Origin of the sequence: Morganella morganii, assembly GCF_041099235.1 — a bacterium.
GTDB classification, from domain to species: domain Bacteria; phylum Pseudomonadota; class Gammaproteobacteria; order Enterobacterales; family Enterobacteriaceae; genus Morganella; species Morganella morganii_E.
Window position 1 is genome coordinate 199,848 of sequence record NZ_JBFZSO010000005.1, and the last position, 17,611, is coordinate 217,458.

The following is a 17,611-nucleotide window of genomic DNA, read 5'->3' on the forward strand; positions in this document are numbered from 1 at the left end:
CAATAAAGCCCCGCGCTGATTAACTGGCGTTATCGGTAATGATTTGTGCAATCACCGCATTGACCGGTGCCAGATCCGGGATCAGCACATCACTCTTAAAGGCCGGGGTATCGCGCTGGACATTGGCCAGTACCGGGCCATCCGTATTTTTGGTTTCGATAGTCACGTTCATCGACAGCCCGATACGCAGCGGATATCTGGCAATCTGCTGCGGATCCAGCTCGACCCGTACCGGCAGACGCTGCACCACTTTGATCCAGTTCCCGGTGGCGTTTTGCGCCGGCAGCAGAGAGAAGGCACTGCCGGTGCCCATATCCAGCCCGGCTACCGTACCGTTAAAGGTCACTTTGTCGCCGTAAAAATCACTGGTAATGGTGACCGGCTGCCCGATCCGCACACTGCTGAGCTGCGTTTCCTTAAAGTTGGCATCAATCCAGACCGGCTCGACCGGGACAATCGCCATCAGTGAGGCATTCGGGCTGACCTGAGCCCCGACCTGCACATTCCTGCGGGAAACATACCCGGTAAACGGACTGCGGATTTCCGTGCGCTGTAAGTTAATCCAGGCATCGCGGACTTTATCCGCCGCCTGCAACACCGCAGGCTGATCCGCCAGTGCCGTGGTTTTCAGCAGGGCTTTGGTGGCATTTAACTGCTGCACAGAGGCATTCAGGGATGCCTGCGCCTCTTCAACCGCTTCGCGGGAGTGCTGTAAATCTTCTTTGGAGATAGTCCCCCGCTGTCCCAGCACACTGCGCCGGGCATAGTCATTCTGTGCCTGGTTCAGCATCACTTGTTTCTGAGCGATAACCGCACCGAGCTGGTCACGGTTAAAATAGAGCTCCTGAGTCTGCCGCACTGTGGCCGCAAGATCATGGCGTGCCTGCGCATAAGCCAGTTCAGCATTGGTTTTATCCAGCACCACCAGCACATCCCCGGCATGCACCAGATCGGTATTCTCAAAATTCACCTGTGTCACATTACCGGTAGTTTGTGCGACGATCGGTACCTGCAGGCCCACCACGTAGGCGTCATCGGTATATTCCTGATAACGCAGTACCATAAACCAGTAAATAAGATAGCCGGCCAGCAGCACGATAAAGAGCAGTGACGTTCCCGCAAGCCAGATTTTTCGTCTGGCGGGATTGGATGACGATGTTTTTTTGTCAGAAGGCTGGGCAGCAGAAGACTGCGCTGATGTGTTGTCCATCAAAATACCCCGGTAGTAATAAAGTTAAGCCCAAAATATTGCGCACAGAATAGCCTGAATCACTATAAAAGTAACGGTAAGTGAAATATTACAGCGGAAAACCGAAAACAATATAAACAGAAACAAAACATCTGCTGAACACGACAAAATATGTAACTTATTTATCTGTTTATGACGAATGACAAATGAATATAAGGAAATAATCGGATATTTAAGTAATATCCGCTGCATATTTTGATACTTATTTCTGTACGCTCTGTGACAGCCCTCCCCTGATTATTCGTCTGCCCGGTTCATTTTCGGGTATAAGAGTATTTTCTGTTTACCTTTCCCGATTCTTAAACAAAGTATCGTGTTTTCCTTAAATGTGTTTGTTTTTTATCCGGATACAGAAAACAGCACGATTTGCACATTTTTGTTTCTGTCTGCCGGATATAAAAAAACCGCAGAGTCATAAACGCTGCGGTTATTGTCCGGTGCACTGCGATATTTACTGAGACAAAATCAGACGCAGCGCCTCAGCGGTAGCCGCTTTATTCGGTTCTTTCGTGAATAAATCATAAAAATCGCCGACAATCAGACAGGTGGTAACCGGATCTTCCGCCCCTTTATTCAGGTCACTCAGCAACATCACTTTATCACCGTATTTTTCTGACAGTTTCGCATAAACATCCCCTAATACCTTATAAGCTTCCTGCGCCGGAACATTACCGGTATTCCGGTCTTCCAGTGATGATGTCAGGATCAGATTCACCGTTTTCAGCATCCGGATATCAGCTTCATTATAGGTAAACTGCGCTTTATTCTGCGGGAATTTATTCAGCGCCGGAAAAAAGTTATTAAAGCACTGCTGTCCTGACGGATCTTTCACCAGATAACCTTCCGCCTGATCTTTTACCGCTGCGGCAAAGGCATTCAGTGCATCATCAGAGGCATACGGGATCCGGTCAATTAATAACACCGCCGTCATCCCGGTAATATCATTCATCCATGCCACTTTCTGTTCACGGGTCATGGTGCTGTAATTCCCGATCTGACTTTTCAGATCTTTATATTTTTCCGGGGAAATTTTGCCGACCACTTCGATAAACTGCATCGATTCCGACATCATCTCTGCTTCAAGTGATTTTGGCGTTGTCATTCTGTCCTGACTGACGGCAGTGACAGAAAAAACGTTATCCCGCGAGCCCATATAATAACCGGCACCGGCAAAAACCACGGCAACAATAAGAACCAATAATAAGCTGAGTTTTTTATTCACGCACTTTCCTCTGATACGCTGAGTTATCACTGAAAGTGATAGTGACACAAATTAATAAGGCCTGCTATTGCAGGCCCCGATAATTGTTCAGATTGTAAAAATAATCAGATTTTTACGCCTTCAACGGAAATAATCAGTTCAGCATCCTGAGACTTCGGTCCCAGGTCGGCTTTGATATTAAAGCTTTTCAGTGAAACTTTGCCCGTTGCTTCAAAACCGGCGCGGTAACCACCCCACGGATCTTTGCCTTCACCGGTCAGTTTTGCATCCAGTGTCACCGGGTTGGTCACGCCGTTCAGGGTCAGGTCTCCGGTGATAATAAAGTCATCACCTTTCTTTTCTACTTTGGTTGAAACAAATTTTGCTTCCGGATTTTTTTCGGTATTCAGGAACTCACTGCCGCGCAGATGTTTATCACGCTCCGCGTGGTTGGTATCCAGGCTGCCGGTTTTGATGGTGACATCCACGTTGTCCTTTGCCGGGTCGGCCTTATCAAAGGTAAATGTGCCGTCAAAATCCTTAAATGTCCCGTACAGCCAGCTGTAACCCAGGTGCTGAATACGGAACTGCACAAAGGCATGCTGCCCTTCTTTATCTATCTTATAGGTGTCGGCCATTGCCGCACCGGAACCCAGCAGCATCATACCTGCGCTTAAACCAACCAGTACTTTCTTCAGCATCATATTCACTCCGTCATAATAAAATTACAGGCAGCCCGTTCAGGGTTTCATGCCCAGCATGCGTTTTAATGTGGCGTCTTTATCAAAAAAATGATGTTTCAGTGCCGCCAGCGCGTGCAGCGCCGATTATCAGAATTTTGTAAGACTGAATTGGACTGAGTTATAACCGAAGTGCAGGAAAATCCGCGAGCCGGCGGATATCGTCAAAAAATAATTTTAATATTTAAAAATATTTTTGATGAAAAAGTTGACTAATGTCACATAAATGCTATGATACATCCATCGAAGCAAAACAGCTTACTCACCTAATTCAAAAGCAGGAGTTCATTATGAAAAGCATCAAAACTTTCTTTTCCAATCTGACCCGTGCTGCTGCTATCATTGCAAAATACAGCAAAGCATTCTGATTAAAATCAGACAGATACAGAAAAAGCGCCCGATGGGCGCTTTTTTTATGCCTGCAGATCACCGGTTATCGTAAGCCCGGACGCAATTAAAAATAATTTTAATATCTTAAAATAAAGTTTATATAAAATTTGACACCCATCACAAAAATGGTATAGTACCGCCATCAAAGCCAAACAGGCTTAATCACTTACTCAAAAGCAGGAGTTTATTATGAAAAGCATCAAAACTTTCTTTTCTTATCTGACCCGTGCTGCTGCTATTATTGCTAAAAACAGCAAAGCATTCTGATAAATCAGACAGATACAAAGAAGCGCCCAATGGGCGCTTTTTTTATGCAGCTTTATTTTGCCAGCGGCGCAAATAACCAGCGCAACCACCAGCGGGCTTTCCAGCCCGGATTTTTCTCTCTGACTACCGGTGATGTACGGCAGACTGAGCGCATAATTTTCCATTCAAAATCCAGGAACAACCGGGAATGACCGGATTCCGCGCCATACGTACAGACTTCTTCATGTTTGCGTTTATCAACCGGCGTGTTGTATTCCAGACTTCTGTCCAGCGTATGATAAGACTTATCACGATCCACAATCCGCTCCCTGGCATACACTGATTTCGGGAGATAGCGCTGGCGGGAGCCGTGATATTTCTGCAGTTTCACAAAACGGTAATCTTCTGCACCGTAATGGCCGCAAAACTCTTCATCATAACCGTAAAAACGTAAAAATCGGGCGCGGGACATAAAGAACAGATTGGAGTGCCCTTTGCGGAGATTCCCCTGCTCACCCCGGCGGTAGAGTTTATAGAATGACCGGCCCGGATTTGCCGCATTAATCAGATAAGTGAACGTCGAAACCGGCAGGATATGATCCAGGTCGGTCATCAGAATTTTATCTGACGCCGCATAGGTCACACCCAGATTACGGGAACCGCCCTGGTTCCACGGAATATCGGTTGTGATCCGCAGCCATGTCAGATTTAAATCAAATTCAGGAATTTCATACTCAAGCGGGGAGCAGTCATCAACAATGACAAACTGAACATAGTCCAGCACGGATGCCGGCATACTTTCATATTCACGAAGCAGATTGACAACTTCAGAAATATCTTGCTGATTACAATAGAAATGAGTGATGTAAGTAAGTTTTATATGTTGCTTATCCGCAACTTTTCGGAAGAATTCGCGTGACATTATACCTGTGACCCTGTTACCACAAATGACTGACCGGCAATTAGCAACCAGTGCGATGTTAATTACCGGCTATTCTCACATACAGGTGGTGCAGTGTCACTACTTGGCGGGGATAAACTATTCCTGATCGAAAAAGTAATCCACCGGAACATGGAACATTTCTGCCAGATACATAAGATAATGTATACTAATCCGGCTTGTTCCCCGCTCATAACGATTAAATTGCTGCTGAGTTATTCCCATATCCTCCGCTAACCGGACGACACTTAATCCTAAGTACTTTCGCTTTTCTTTAATCCGGGTTCCGACACAGGAATATATAGATTCCGTCTCCATAAGATTCTCCTTCACTTATATTGACAACGTGATAACAAAAAATTCCGTTTTTCAGAGTCTGCCACCCGCTTACCTGACAGTGGCCAATAAGCTCATAACGATATGAAATTTAAAAATAAAAAATAACACGCTATAAATAACCGATATCTTCAGCCTTAGTAATCGGGATTTAACCTTATAGGTGTATTCTTTGCAATATCAATACGTCTGTTTAATGTAATAATACCTACCCGATCACAATTAATATCAAAAAAGGGTCTTAATAAGATTAAAAATAATTCTTAAAAAACCGATCACTGAATATCAGTTAATAATATACCCTGGTATTTCATAAAAATAATTGCGTGAAAATACTTAAGAAGTATTTACATTTATTCCTTATCACCTGCTTAAGAAATGCTATTTCCGGCTATGTGTTAGTTGCATCACAGAAAAAATACATATGTATAGTTATAATTTACATATGTAGCCATTTATCTCTGTTTCTGAGGTTATCTTATGACGCAACAATCCCCTGCCGGATATACCCCGCAAACCTGTGGCACCCTTCCCGCTTACCTGTCCTCACATTTGCCGGATGACATTTTACCCGGCGGCACGCCGGAATCCTGGCAGATAGAGGAAGTCGGTGACGGTAATCTCAATCTGGTGTTTATTGTCAGAGGCAGTGAGCGGACTCTGGTGGTCAAGCAATCACTGCCGTATGTCCGTGCCGCCGGTGAATCCTGGAAACTCTCTTTGCAACGTAATTATTTCGAATACCATGCGTTGTCACAGGAGAAACGTTTCGCACCTGACAGTGTGCCGGATGTCTATTTCTATGACGAAACCATGGCGCTGTTTGCCATGGAATATCTCGCTGACCATATCATTCTGCGTAAAGCGCTGATCGCAGGAGAATATGTCCCTCAGCTGGCGGAGAAAACCGGCCGGTTTATGGCACAAACACTGTTCCATACCTCGGATATCGGTATGGCGGCACAGGAGAAAAAAGCCCTGACCGCTCAGTTCTCCGCCAACCATGAATTATGCAAAATCACCGAAGATCTGATTTTTACCGAGCCTTACTTCCCGGCTCCGCGCAATAATCACACCTCTCCGCAGCTCGATCGCGATGCAAAAGCCGTGATGCTGGACAGGGAAATGGTGCAGGTCGCGATGCGCTATAAGTACAAATTTATGACACAGTCACAGGCGCTGCTGCACGGGGATTTACACTCCGGATCCGTGATGATCGGCACTGATTCGGTTCAGGTCATTGATCCTGAGTTCAGTTTTATGGGGCCGATGGCGTTTGATACCGGCAACTATGCCGGTAACTTATACATGGCCTGGTTTTCTCAGCCCGGACACAGGGAGACAGAGGAAGAGACCGCACGCTATCAGCAATGGCTGTTATCGCAGATAAGCCAGACCTGGAATACGTTTGAGACTGAATTCCGCCGTCTGTGGACCGAAAAATCACAGGGCGATGCCTGGCCGCGTGAGCTGTATCAGGATGGTATGTTTGATGACAAATTCCTGAAAGCCGCCCAGGACAGCTTCTTCGCAGAGCTGTTTCAGGACACCCTGGTCAATGCCGGGCTGGAGATCAACCGCCGCCTGCTCGGGTTTGCCGGTGTTGCTGATTTCAAAACCATTACTGATGCGGACAAACGCGCGGCACTTGAACGCAGAGCACTGAAACTGGCTCGGGAGCTGATTGTCAACGCCCGCCATTATCACAGCTTTGCCGATGTCGAAGCCTTTCTTTCTTATTGTTAAGCGTCACCTGCACACGAGGTTATATAATGAAAATTAACGGAAAACATTACCGTTCAATCTGGCCCGCAGATAATGGCACTCATGTCTGTATTTTTGATCAGACAAAACTGCCTTTTGAAGTCAGTATCATCACACTGACAACGATGGAGGAAGCCGCAACCTCCATCAAAGATATGTGGGTACGCGGTGCGCCGCTGATTGGTGCAGTGGCCGCTTACGGTGTGGCGCTGGCGATGCACCGCGACAGCAGTGACACGGCCCTGAAAAAAGCGTATGACGTGCTGGTGGCCACCCGCCCGACCGCGATCAACCTGAAATGGGCGCTGGACAGAATCTGTGGTGCCCTGACACCACTCCCTGCGGCTGAGCGTCGTGACGCTGCTTACCGTATTGCCGCCGGAATTGCGGATGAAGATGCGGAAATCTGTCACCGCATCGGCGAACATGGCCTGACGGTTATCCGCGACATCGCTGCCCGTAAGAAACCGGGCGAACCGGTAAATATCCTGACCCATTGTAATGCAGGCTGGCTGGCCACCGTTGACTGGGGCACAGCGCTGTCACCGATTTATCAGGCTTATGATGAAGGCATTAATATTCACGTCTGGGTGGATGAAACCCGTCCGCGCAACCAGGGCGGACTGACTGCCTTTGAACTGGGCTCGCACGGCGTGCCGCATACCCTGATTGCCGATAACGCCGGGGGACACCTGATGCAGCACGGCGAAGTGGATATGTGTATTGTCGGCACTGACCGCACTACCGCTCGCGGGGATGTCTGCAATAAAATCGGTACCTACCTGAAAGCGCTGGCGGCCAAAGCGAACAATGTGCCGTTCTATGTGGCGCTGCCGTCACCGACCCTTGATTTCACTGTGTGGGACGGCGTAAAAGAGATCCCGATTGAACAGCGCGCCGGTGAAGAACAGTCACACGTTTTCGGTATCACACCGGAAGGCACCCGCAGCTGGGTGAATACTGCACCGGCGGGTACCCGTTGCGGCAACTATGCCTTTGATGTCACTCCGGCGGAGTATGTCACCGGGCTTATCACCGAACGCGGCATTTGTGATGCCTCCCCGGCCGGGCTGAAAGCCATGTTCCCGGAGATGTGGCCGTCTGAGTATGAGGTGTGATCATGACCCGCACTGAACTGGCACAACAGATTATCGATACCTGCCTGAAGATGAATGCAAGCGGGCTCAATCAGGGCACTTCCGGCAATGTCAGCGCCCGCTGGCAGGACGGGATGCTTATCACCCCGAGCGGCGTGCCCTATGAAAAGCTGACCCCGGACAGCATTGTCTTCATGGATAACACCGGACAGGCAGAGGCGGATAAGATCCCATCGAGCGAATGGCATTTTCACCTGAGCTGTTACCAGGCACGCCCAGAGCTGAATGCGGTAGTACACAATCACGCCCTGAATACGGCGGCGGTCTCCATTCTCAATGAATCCATTCCGGCGATCCACTATATGGTCGCCGTCACCGGCACCGACCATGTGCCCTGTGTGCCGTATGCCACCTTCGGCACACACGAGCTGGCTGATATTGTTGCGGAAGGCATTAAAACCAGTAAAGCGCTGATTATGCAGCATCACGGCATGCTGGCGATGGAAATCAACCTGGAAAAAGCCCTGTGGCTGGCGCATGAGATCGAAGTGCTCTCCGCGCTGTATCTGAAAGTCCGGGCCATCACACCGGATGTACCGGTACTGAGCACTGAGGAGATGCAGCGGGTTCTGGGGAAATTCAAAACCTACGGACTGAAAACCGGAAAATAGTGATTACCGGCGGCAGAAAACGGCGCAATGCGTCGTTTTTTGTCACCTTACGTAATTAATTATTTTAAATGATAATCATTTGCAATATAATTAAAACCTTAATGTATTTGTTATTTAAGGTTTTTATGAAAAAAGTCATTTGTTACGCTGCGTTTGCTTCTGCCGTTCTGCTCCTGTCAGGATGTGCCGCCACAAAAAAATCCCCGCAATTCAGCGAAAAAAGCATTGAAGAGTGCGGCCGCTATCTGCCGGATGGCATTGCTTACTATGTCACGATTGAAGGCGAAGTGGATTTGAATAAGCAGTTTAACGGTGATATCAATGTGACCGCATTGCAGGACAGCGCACCCGCTGTTGCATTTAACCATGAGCTGATTCAGGCCGGTGCGGATAAATACATGAACTGTGCTATTCAGCTGCTGAATAACGGTAAGGGAGATACCCGCACACCGGAAGAAAAAGCGGCAGCGGAAAAGCAGTAACCGGCGAGATTAATGCTCTGATGTAAAAAACCGCCTTCCGGCGGTTTTTGTCCTTATTTATCTGACAGCAAATGTACTGCGATCAGCGGATCAACAATTAAATCAGAAACATATCCGCCACGCAGTGCCCCGCGGGTGGCGGCGATATTTTGTTCACCGGTGGCAATAAATATCCGCCGTGCGATATTACGCAGCTGCGGCAGCCGGATGCCAAGGATGCGGGCATCCGTATGGGTATCCAGCGGCTCACCCGCCTGATCATAAAAACGCCCGCAGATAACCCCGACCGCCCCTTTGCGGCGGAAATCGGTCATTTCCTCCGCCGTAATCACCCCGGCGCGGATCAGCGGGTTCTCTTCCGTGACATTTCCGGCGACAAACAGCGCTTTGGTACAGCGATCCAGCTGTGCAAAATTTGCCTGAATGATAGGCTCACGGCGCAGTGCGTCTGCCAGCTCCGCAGAGCTGACAATCGCGGGAACATGCAGATACGCACACTCACCGCCGAACTTTCCGGCAATCAGCGAGGACGATTCCACGGTGGTGAAATCCGGCTGCGACGGCACGGAACCGAGCATCTGTAATACCGTCATATTGCGGATGACTTTCGGTGTCAGACACTTCGCCATATGGTGAATTGTCCGTCCCCAGGCCACGCCGAGCACATCCCCGTCTTCAATCACCTGACTGAGATACACCCCGGCCGCCTGTGCCATGTTTTCCCGGCGGCGGGCGGAATCTGCCGCCGCCTCCGCAACCGGGCTGTCCGGCACCACCAGCACATTGGTCAGATTAAACTTCTTTTTCAGTGACAACGCCATATCAATGCGGCTGTAACGCGCCATATCCAGGCTGATATGCACCACTCCGTTTTCCCGGGCTGTTTGCAGGTATTTCACCACGGTCACGCGGGAAATTCCCATCGCATCAGCCACTTCCGTCTGACTGAGACCGGACTGATAATAGAGCCACGCGGCCTGCAGAACCGGGTCATTACCGAACATCAGGCGTCCGGTCAGGCGGTTGTCACTGTTTGTCATGCTTCGCGCACCACGCTGCCCCAGAGATCATACTCATCGGCATGTTCAATATTCACCATGACAATATCCCCCGGCTGTACATCAAACTCGCCGTTGAGATACACCATACCGTCGATTTCCGGCGCATCCGCCATACTGCGGCCGACAGCGCCCTCTTCTTCATCAACTTCATCAATGATCACCGGCAGTGTGCGGCCGATTTTTTCAGCCAGACGCTCTGCGGAGATCTGCTGCTGTAACTGCATAAAGCGGTGATAGCGCTCTTCTTTGATCTCTTCCGGCACCTGATCCGGTAATTCGTTGGCATGCGCTCCTTCCACCGGACTGTATTTAAAGCAGCCGACGCGATCCAGACGGGCTTCTGTCAGGAAGTCCAGCAGCATCTGAAAGTCTTCTTCGGTTTCACCCGGGAAGCCGACAATAAAGGTGGAACGCAGTGTCAGTTCCGGACAGATTTCGCGCCAGCGTTTGATGCGCTCCAGTGTGCGCTCAACGGCACCCGGGCGCTTCATCAGTTTCAGAATGCGCGGACTGGCGTGCTGTAACGGGATATCCAGATACGGCAGGATTTTGCCTTCGGCCATCAGCGGGATCACATCATCCACATGCGGATACGGATAAACATAATGCAGACGCACCCACACGCCAAGCTGGGATAACTGCTCACACAGACCGATCATGCTGGTTTTCACCGGCAGGCCGTCACGGAAACCGGTACGGTGTTTGATATCCGCACCATAAGCAGACGTATCCTGGGAAATGACCAGCAGTTCTTTCACACCGGCCTCAACCAAACGCTGCGCTTCACTCAGCACCTCGCCGACCGGACGGCTGTCCAGGTCGCCGCGCATAGACGGGATAATGCAGAATGTGCAGCGGTGATTACAGCCTTCAGAAATTTTCAGATACGCGTAATGGCGCGGCGTCAGTTTCACGCCCTGCTCCGGCACCAGGCTGGTGAACGGATCATGCGCCGGTTTCGGCACATATTTGCGGACATTCGCCAGCACCTGCTCATAGCTGTGCGGACCGGTGATTTCCAGTACTTTCGGGTGCACTTCGCGGATCTGGTCTTCTTTCGCACCCAGACACCCGGTCACGATCACTTTACCGTTTTCCGCCAGTGCCTCGCCGATAGCTTCCAGGGACTCCTGCACAGCACTGTCAATGAAACCGCAGGTATTGACGATCACCACATCGGCATCATCATAGCTCGGCACAACCTGATAGCCGTCCGTGCGCAGTTCAGTCAGGATCCGCTCGGAATCCACCAGGTTTTTCGGGCAGCCTAAAGAAACGAAACCGACTTTCGGCACTGTGTTGGTATTTTGCGACATAAGCTCATTTACTCAAAAGAGCGGGATGCAGCAGGATATTTCCGGCTGCATCCCGCAGATATTAGTCATTATCGGAAAGGAAAGAGACAAATTTTAGCAAACAAACTCCTCTGACTGATAGCCTCCGGCGTAAAAAATCCCTGTGTCAGATAAAAAACCAGTGCAATTCGTGCAATCCCCGGCGCTGTATCCCGGCGTTTACAGTGAATGTGATATACACGGCAGCTTTATCCTGCTGATCCGGTTATGCTTTCTTTGTCAGCATTTAATGTCATCGTTCTGAAAATAAAAAGCATCATTATTTGCGAACCTGATATTGAAATGCTGCTGTTGTGCTTATCTCATTATTTTCCATAAGAAGGGTAATCACGGTATCTATGCAAAAATCAAAACGTAAAACGTGGATTTTTTATCTCATCCTGGTCATTGTCCTTGCCGGCGGCGGCTATCTGTTCCGCATGCTGCAAAGCCCCGGGCTGCCTGAGGGCTTCGCTCAGAGCAATGGACGGATCGAGGCAACGGAAATTGATATCTCAACCAAAACTGCCGGGCGCATCAGCACCATCAATGTCAGAGAGGGGGATTTTGTCCGCGCCGGGGATGTGCTGGCGCAGATGGATACCCGGACACTGGAAGCACAACTGAGTGAAGCTCAGGCACAGCACCGCCAGGCGGACAGTAATGTGATTTCCTCACGCTCGGCACTGGCTCAGCGGAAAAGTGAGAAAGCCGCCGCAGAGGCGATGGTACGTCAGCGTACCGCAGAACTGACTGCCGCACAGAAGCGTCTGACGCGTTCACAGGCACTGGTGAGAACCAATGCCGTGTCTGTTCAGCAGGTGGATGATGACCTGGCCGTTGTCCAGGGTGCCCGTGCTGCCGTGGAAGCGGCGAAAGCTCAGGTGGCCGCGGCTTCTGCGGCGATTGATGCCGCGCAGTCCGGTATTATCCAGGCACAGACTAAAGTGGATGCCGCTCTGGCAACACAACACCGGATTGAAGCGGATCTGGATGACAGTCAGCTGAAAGCACCGCGTAACGGCCGTGTTCAGTACCGTGTTGCCGAACCGGGTGAGGTGCTCGGTGCCGGTGGCCGCGTGGTGAATATGGTCGATCTCAGTGATGTCTATATGACTTTCTTCCTGCCGACCGAACAGGCCGGACAGGCGGGCATCGGCAGTGACGTGCATATTATTCTTGATGCCGCTCCGGATCTGGTGATCCCGGCGAAAACCTCGTATGTCGCCAGTGTCGCGCAGTTTACCCCGAAAACGGTGGAAACGGATAATGAACGCCAGAAACTGATGTTCCGCGTTCGTGCGCGGATTTCCCCCGAACTGCTGGAAAAATACCCGGAATATGTGAAAACCGGTCTGCCGGGACGCGCTTATATCCGGCTGGATCCGAAGCAGGACTGGCCGGCTGACCTGGAGGTGAAATTACCTCAATGACATCATCAAAACAGCATTCTGACACCGCAATCGTCACCCTGGAACAGGTTACGCATCATTACGGTGATGTGTGCGCCCTTGATGATATCACGCTGAACATCCCCGCCCGTCAGATGGTGGGGCTGATCGGGCCGGACGGTGTCGGGAAATCCACCCTGATTTCCCTGATAGCCGGGGCCCGCAAAGTGCAGCAGGGTAATGTGATTGTGCTGGGCGGTGATATCCGCGAAGAAGAGCACCGCCGCGCGGTGTGCCCTCGTATTGCCTATATGCCGCAGGGACTGGGAAAAAACCTCTATCACACCCTGTCGGTGTTTGAAAACGTGGATTTTTTCGGACGCCTGTTCGGCCAGTCTGAGGAAGAGCGCCGTCTGCGGATTGACGATCTCCTTACCAGCACCGGACTCGCCCCGTTCCGTGACCGCCCGGCGGGAAAACTCTCCGGCGGGATGAAGCAGAAACTCGGATTATGCTGCGCCCTGATCCATGACCCGGAACTATTGATCCTCGACGAACCGACCACCGGCGTTGACCCCCTCTCCCGCGCCCAGTTCTGGGAGCTTATCGACCGCATCCGCGAACGCCAGCAGAATATGAGTGTACTGGTGGCGACGGCCTATATGGAAGAGGCGGAACGGTTTGATCACCTGGTCGCAATGGACGACGGCAAAGTCCTGGCGACAGGACACGCCCGTGAACTGAAAGCACAGACACAGACTGACGAGCTGGAAGCCGCCTTTATCGCCCTGCTGCCGGAAGAAAAACGCAAAGATCACAAAGCGGTGGTGATCCCGCCGCGTAAAGCACAGGACAATGAAGAGATTGCTATCGAGGCACAGGATCTGACCATGCGCTTCGGCAGTTTTACCGCTGTTGACCACGTCAGTTTCCGTATCCCGAAAGGGGAAATCTTTGGTTTCCTCGGCTCCAACGGCTGTGGTAAATCCACCACCATGAAAATGCTCACCGGGCTGTTGCAGGCCACGGAAGGCAAAGCGTGGCTGTTTGGTCAGGAGGTCGATCCGAAAGATTTGAATACGCGGATGCGGGTCGGTTATATGTCGCAGGCGTTCTCCCTCTACAGTGAACTGACGGTTTTACAGAACCTGGTATTGCACGCCAAGCTGTTCCATGTACCGGAAAACGAAATTGATGAGCGTGTTGATGAAATGATGACACGCTTTAAACTGACGGATGTCGCTGATGCCATGCCGGAAGGGCTGCCCCTCGGGATCCGTCAGCGCCTCTCCCTTGCCGTGGCGGTTATTCACCGCCCGGAAATGCTGATCCTCGATGAACCGACATCCGGCGTTGACCCGATTGCCCGTGATATGTTCTGGGATCTGATGGTGGATTTATCACGCAAAGACGGTGTGACGATTTTTATATCCACTCACTTTATGAATGAAGCCGCCCGCTGTGACCGCATGTCGCTGATGCATGCCGGAAAAGTACTGGTGACGGATACCCCGGAACATCTGGTCGCCAACAGCAAATTTGATACCCTCGAAGCCGTCTTTATTGATTATCTGAAAAAAGCCTCGGGGATTGAGGATGATGCCCCTCCGCCGGAAGCACCGGAGCTGCCTGCCGACAGCGGTGAAGCCGCCGCCACCGCACTGAAACGCCGTTTCAGTCTGCGCCGTCTGTTCAGTTACAGTCTGCGTGAAGGGCTGGAGCTGCGCCGCGACCCGGTGCGGCTGACACTGGCCCTGCTCGGCACCGTGATCCTGATGTTTATTATGGGGTACGGCATCAGTATGGATGTGGAAAATCTGCGTTTTGCCGTACTCGACCGCGACCAGACCACCACCAGCCAGAACTATGTGCAGGATCTCTCCGGTTCGCGCTACTTTATCGAACAGCCGCCGCTGCAAAATTATGACGATATGGAGCGCCGGATGCGCGCCGGGGAAATCGCGGTGGCGATTGAAATTCCGCCGGATTTTGCCCGTGATATCGCCAAAGGCCATGATGTGAAACTGGGGGTCTGGGTGGACGGCGCGATGCCGAACCGGGCAGAAACAGTGCGCGGTTATGTGCAGGCTATGCATCTCAACTGGCTGACCCGTATGGCGTCAAAACAGCCGGTGGCAAACCCGCTGCGCTCTGCGATAGATATCGAAACCCGTTACCGTTATAACCCGGATGTGAAAAGCCTGCCTGCTATCGTTCCGGCGGTGATCCCGCTGCTGCTGATGATGATACCGGCAATGCTCAGCGCCCTGAGTGTGGTGAGGGAGAAAGAGCTGGGGTCGATTATCAATCTCTATGTCACCCCGGTGACCAAAACAGAGTTTCTGATCGGCAAACAGGTGCCTTATATCGTGCTGGGGATGTTTAACTTTTTCCTGCTCTGCGCCCTTTCCGTCTGGGTATTCGGGGTGCCGTTCAAGGGCAGTCTGCTGACGGTGACACTTGCTGCATTCTGCTATATCACCATTGCCACCAGCATGGGGCTGCTGATCTCCTGCTTTATGAAAAGCCAGATTGCCGCAATTTTCGGGACCGCAATTATCACCCTGATCCCGGCCACCCAATTTTCCGGCATGATTGACCCGGTCTCATCACTGGAAGGTATGGGTTACTGGATAGGACACATCTATCCGACCGCCCATTTCCTGACCATCACCCGGGGAACCTTCTCCAAGGGACTGGGGCTTATCGATCTGTATCAGGCCTTTATTCCGCTGCTGATTACTATCCCGGTTGTTCTCGGTTGCAGCATCTTTTTCCTGAAAAAGCAGGAGGGATAACATGCGGACACTGAAGAATATTATCTATCTCGGCATGAAAGAGTTGCGCAGCCTGATGCGGGATAAAGCGATGCTGGCGCTGATTGTGTTTGCATTCACGATATCAATCTATTCCTCAGCAACAGTGACCTCCGGTTCGCTGCATCTGGCACCGATTGCCATCGCGGATCAGGATCGCTCCCAGCTCAGTGAGCGCATTATCAACAGCTTTTACGAGCCCTATTTTCTGGCCCCGGCGGATATTGATATCAGTCAGATGGACGGCCTGATGGACAGCGGCACCTATACTTTTACCATGGATATTCCGCCTAATTTTCAGCGTGATGTACTGGCCGGCCGCCGCCCCGCCATTCAGCTGAACGTCGATGCCACCCGCATGAGCCAGGCGTTTCTCGGCAACAGTTATATTCAGAATATTGTTACCGGGGAGGTGAATACTTTTCTGGCTAAAAACCGGCAAAACAGTGTGTTGCCGGTCGATTTGGATATCCGCGCCCGTTTTAACCCGAACCTGAATCAGATGTGGTTCGGGTCGGTGATGGCGATTATCAACAATATCACGATGCTGTCGATTGTCCTGACCGGAGCGGCACTGATCCGTGAGCGGGAGCACGGCACGATTGAGCATCTGCTGGTGATGCCGGTGACGCCGTTTGAGATCATGATGTCCAAGGTCTGGTCGATGGGACTGGTGGTACTGCTCGCCTCACTCGGCTCGCTGCTGCTGATTGTCCGCTTTCTGTTACAGGTGCCGATAGAGGGTTCAATCACGCTGTTTATGTGCGGAGTGGCGCTGAGTCTGTTTGCCACCACCTCCATCGGGATTTTTATGGGGACACTTGCCCGTTCGATGCCGCAGTTCGGGCTGCTGATGATTATGGTACTGCTGCCGCTGAATATGTTGTCGGGCGGGATGACCTCGCGGGAAAGTATGCCGCAGTTTGTGCAGGATGTGATGCAGACGATGCCGACGACACACTTTGTCAGTCTGGCACAGGCGATTCTTTACCGGGGAGCGGATTTTCTGATCGTCTGGCCGCAGTTTATTTACCTGATCATTATCGGCGGGGCGTTTTTCGGTGCTGCTTTGCTGCGCTTCCGCAAAACCATCAGTGCGATGGCATAGAGGCAGTAGCATTACAGGCTGTCAGTTCAGTTAATAACGGATAATGCAGGGATACGGATATGATTAACATTCTGCTGATGAGTGATACGGGGGTTTCCCCGCAGATGCTGCTCTGCTCGCCCCACAGTCCCGCCATCACCTGCGCGAGTGTCAGCAAAGTGCAGCCGCCGCCGGAAAACCGCTGGCCTGTATCGACCCGGATATGTTTTGGGATCTGCAAAGTGCTGCGGTACTGGATTTGGCGTTGTCGTTACTGAAAAATCCGTGAGGCTGTAAGCAACTAAACCATCTTCTTTCAAACCCGGGCAGCGGGATAACCGGCAAAGCGGAAAGCCGCTGACACGTCCCTGTCCGCGGAATCTGCTGAATCATCCGGTTTGTGGTAAGGCGGCAAGGGAAGGATTTCGGGAAACCTATTTTGCCACAGTGCTTCGGCTGATACCGCACAGAACGAAAAGGCGCTGTCACATCCCTGTTCGCTCGGGTCGCGCCATCCCTGGCGCTCTACGCTTTTCGCTCTTCTGTACGGCATCTGCCGTGTACATAAAGTCTGGCGTAAATAAAAACAGATTTTCTGAGTGCAGCCAACACAGCCACAGGCGGAAGGATGACGCAGATTCGCTAAATCATTTCGTTTGTGGCAAGGCGGTGAAGTGAGGACATCCCCGGGAGCATACACCAGTATGTGACCGGGGTGGACGAACGAAACCAACACAGCCACAGGCGGAAGGATGACGCAGATTCGCTAAATCATTTCGTTTGTGGCAAGGCGGTGAAGTGAGGAC

The 17,611-nt window shown here is 51.2% G+C and carries 15 protein-coding genes and 1 pseudogene; 8 read left to right on the forward strand and 8 right to left on the reverse strand.

What is annotated here, in order from left to right:
• Nucleotides 1-19 precede the first annotated feature (19 nt).
• The 6 genes and pseudogenes from AB7038_RS10825 to AB7038_RS10850 form a co-directional block, all read right to left on the reverse strand.
• Nucleotides 20-1,210, reverse strand: a complete 1,191-nt coding sequence (locus AB7038_RS10825) for an EmrA/EmrK family multidrug efflux transporter periplasmic adaptor subunit (RefSeq protein WP_368889099.1) — start codon at nucleotides 1,208-1,210, stop codon at nucleotides 20-22.
• A gap of 490 nt (nucleotides 1,211-1,700) precedes the next feature.
• On the reverse strand, nucleotides 1,701-2,471 hold the full coding sequence (locus AB7038_RS10830) for a hypothetical protein (protein WP_368889100.1): 771 nt from the start codon (nucleotides 2,469-2,471) through the stop codon (nucleotides 1,701-1,703).
• 104 nt (nucleotides 2,472-2,575) lie between these two features.
• On the reverse strand, nucleotides 2,576-3,151 hold the full coding sequence (locus AB7038_RS10835; RefSeq protein WP_369453329.1) for a YceI family protein: 576 nt from the start codon (nucleotides 3,149-3,151) through the stop codon (nucleotides 2,576-2,578).
• 39 nt (nucleotides 3,152-3,190) lie between these two features.
• Nucleotides 3,191-3,277 (reverse strand): annotated as a pseudogene (locus tag AB7038_RS10840) (cytochrome b); the annotation flags it as partial.
• A 622-nt stretch (nucleotides 3,278-3,899) separates the two neighbouring features.
• Nucleotides 3,900-4,748, reverse strand: a complete 849-nt coding sequence (locus tag AB7038_RS10845; protein WP_369453299.1) for a glycosyltransferase family A protein — start codon at nucleotides 4,746-4,748, stop codon at nucleotides 3,900-3,902.
• A gap of 117 nt (nucleotides 4,749-4,865) precedes the next feature.
• Nucleotides 4,866-5,084 (reverse strand): helix-turn-helix domain-containing protein, encoded by a 219-nt coding sequence (locus AB7038_RS10850; protein ID WP_004240946.1) that lies wholly within the window; start codon nucleotides 5,082-5,084, stop codon nucleotides 4,866-4,868.
• Between the two features lie 498 nt (nucleotides 5,085-5,582).
• Between AB7038_RS10850 and mtnK the strand changes: the two genes are divergently transcribed.
• From mtnK to AB7038_RS10870, 4 genes are all read left to right on the forward strand, one after another.
• On the forward strand, nucleotides 5,583-6,848 hold the full coding sequence (mtnK, locus tag AB7038_RS10855; protein WP_368889102.1) for an S-methyl-5-thioribose kinase: 1,266 nt from the start codon (nucleotides 5,583-5,585) through the stop codon (nucleotides 6,846-6,848).
• 26 nt (nucleotides 6,849-6,874) lie between these two features.
• A complete protein-coding gene (mtnA, locus tag AB7038_RS10860) occupies nucleotides 6,875-7,984 on the forward strand; it encodes an S-methyl-5-thioribose-1-phosphate isomerase (protein ID WP_368889103.1) in 1,110 nt (369 codons plus the stop codon).
• A gap of 2 nt (nucleotides 7,985-7,986) precedes the next feature.
• Nucleotides 7,987-8,634 carry an L-fuculose-phosphate aldolase gene (locus tag AB7038_RS10865; protein ID WP_369453300.1) on the forward strand — a complete coding sequence of 216 codons (648 nt, stop codon included), beginning with the start codon at nucleotides 7,987-7,989 and terminating at the stop codon, nucleotides 8,632-8,634.
• 125 nt (nucleotides 8,635-8,759) lie between these two features.
• A complete protein-coding gene (locus AB7038_RS10870) occupies nucleotides 8,760-9,116 on the forward strand; it encodes a hypothetical protein (RefSeq protein WP_368889105.1) in 357 nt (118 codons plus the stop codon).
• Between the two features lie 53 nt (nucleotides 9,117-9,169).
• Here the strand turns inward: AB7038_RS10870 and AB7038_RS10875 are convergent, their stop codons facing one another.
• Nucleotides 9,170-10,156: a sugar-binding transcriptional regulator gene (locus AB7038_RS10875; protein ID WP_368898861.1), complete on the reverse strand. Its 987-nt coding sequence runs from the start codon at nucleotides 10,154-10,156 to the stop codon at nucleotides 9,170-9,172.
• Nucleotides 10,153-11,493 (reverse strand): 30S ribosomal protein S12 methylthiotransferase RimO, encoded by a 1,341-nt coding sequence (rimO, locus tag AB7038_RS10880; RefSeq protein ID WP_004237733.1) that lies wholly within the window; start codon nucleotides 11,491-11,493, stop codon nucleotides 10,153-10,155. The genes AB7038_RS10875 and rimO overlap by 4 nt, the downstream gene beginning before the upstream one ends.
• 377 nt (nucleotides 11,494-11,870) lie before the next feature.
• On the opposite strand from rimO, the gene AB7038_RS10885 reads away from it, so the two are divergent.
• From AB7038_RS10885 to AB7038_RS10900, 4 genes are read left to right on the forward strand one after another with little or no spacing between them, the layout of a single operon-like run.
• Complete coding sequence (locus AB7038_RS10885; protein ID WP_369453301.1) at nucleotides 11,871-12,944, forward strand: HlyD family secretion protein; 1,074 nt, start codon at nucleotides 11,871-11,873, stop codon at nucleotides 12,942-12,944.
• The gene (gene rbbA / locus AB7038_RS10890) at nucleotides 12,941-15,700 is read left to right on the forward strand and encodes a ribosome-associated ATPase/putative transporter RbbA (RefSeq protein WP_368889108.1); all 2,760 of its coding nucleotides are present in this window, start codon (nucleotides 12,941-12,943) and stop codon (nucleotides 15,698-15,700) included. Before AB7038_RS10885 ends, rbbA begins: the two co-directional genes overlap by 4 nt.
• Before the next feature lies 1 nt (nucleotide 15,701).
• Nucleotides 15,702-16,826, forward strand: coding sequence for an ABC transporter permease (locus AB7038_RS10895; protein ID WP_369453302.1), 1,125 nt, complete (start codon nucleotides 15,702-15,704; stop codon nucleotides 16,824-16,826).
• A gap of 59 nt (nucleotides 16,827-16,885) precedes the next feature.
• Nucleotides 16,886-17,083, forward strand: a complete 198-nt coding sequence (locus AB7038_RS10900) for a hypothetical protein (protein WP_369453303.1) — start codon at nucleotides 16,886-16,888, stop codon at nucleotides 17,081-17,083.
• The last annotated feature ends 528 nt before the right edge of the window (nucleotides 17,084-17,611 follow it).

Coding starts and splice junctions, on each gene's coding strand:
- AB7038_RS10825 (WP_368889099.1), bottom strand. CDS start 1,210: ATGGACAACACATCAGCGCAGTCTTCTGCTGCCCAGCCTTCTGACAAA.
- AB7038_RS10835 (WP_369453329.1), bottom strand. CDS start 3,151: ATGCTGAAGAAAGTACTGGTTGGTTTAAGCGCAGGTATGATGCTGCTG.
- AB7038_RS10845 (WP_369453299.1), bottom strand. CDS start 4,748: ATGTCACGCGAATTCTTCCGAAAAGTTGCGGATAAGCAACATATAAAA.
- AB7038_RS10850 (WP_004240946.1), bottom strand. CDS start 5,084: ATGGAGACGGAATCTATATATTCCTGTGTCGGAACCCGGATTAAAGAA.
- mtnK (WP_368889102.1), top strand. CDS start 5,583: ATGACGCAACAATCCCCTGCCGGATATACCCCGCAAACCTGTGGCACC.
- mtnA (WP_368889103.1), top strand. CDS start 6,875: ATGAAAATTAACGGAAAACATTACCGTTCAATCTGGCCCGCAGATAAT.
- AB7038_RS10865 (WP_369453300.1), top strand. CDS start 7,987: ATGACCCGCACTGAACTGGCACAACAGATTATCGATACCTGCCTGAAG.
- AB7038_RS10870 (WP_368889105.1), top strand. CDS start 8,760: ATGAAAAAAGTCATTTGTTACGCTGCGTTTGCTTCTGCCGTTCTGCTC.
- AB7038_RS10875 (WP_368898861.1), bottom strand. CDS start 10,156: ATGACAAACAGTGACAACCGCCTGACCGGACGCCTGATGTTCGGTAAT.
- rimO (WP_004237733.1), bottom strand. CDS start 11,493: ATGTCGCAAAATACCAACACAGTGCCGAAAGTCGGTTTCGTTTCTTTA.
- AB7038_RS10885 (WP_369453301.1), top strand. CDS start 11,871: ATGCAAAAATCAAAACGTAAAACGTGGATTTTTTATCTCATCCTGGTC.
- rbbA (WP_368889108.1), top strand. CDS start 12,941: ATGACATCATCAAAACAGCATTCTGACACCGCAATCGTCACCCTGGAA.
- AB7038_RS10895 (WP_369453302.1), top strand. CDS start 15,702: ATGCGGACACTGAAGAATATTATCTATCTCGGCATGAAAGAGTTGCGC.
- AB7038_RS10900 (WP_369453303.1), top strand. CDS start 16,886: ATGATTAACATTCTGCTGATGAGTGATACGGGGGTTTCCCCGCAGATG.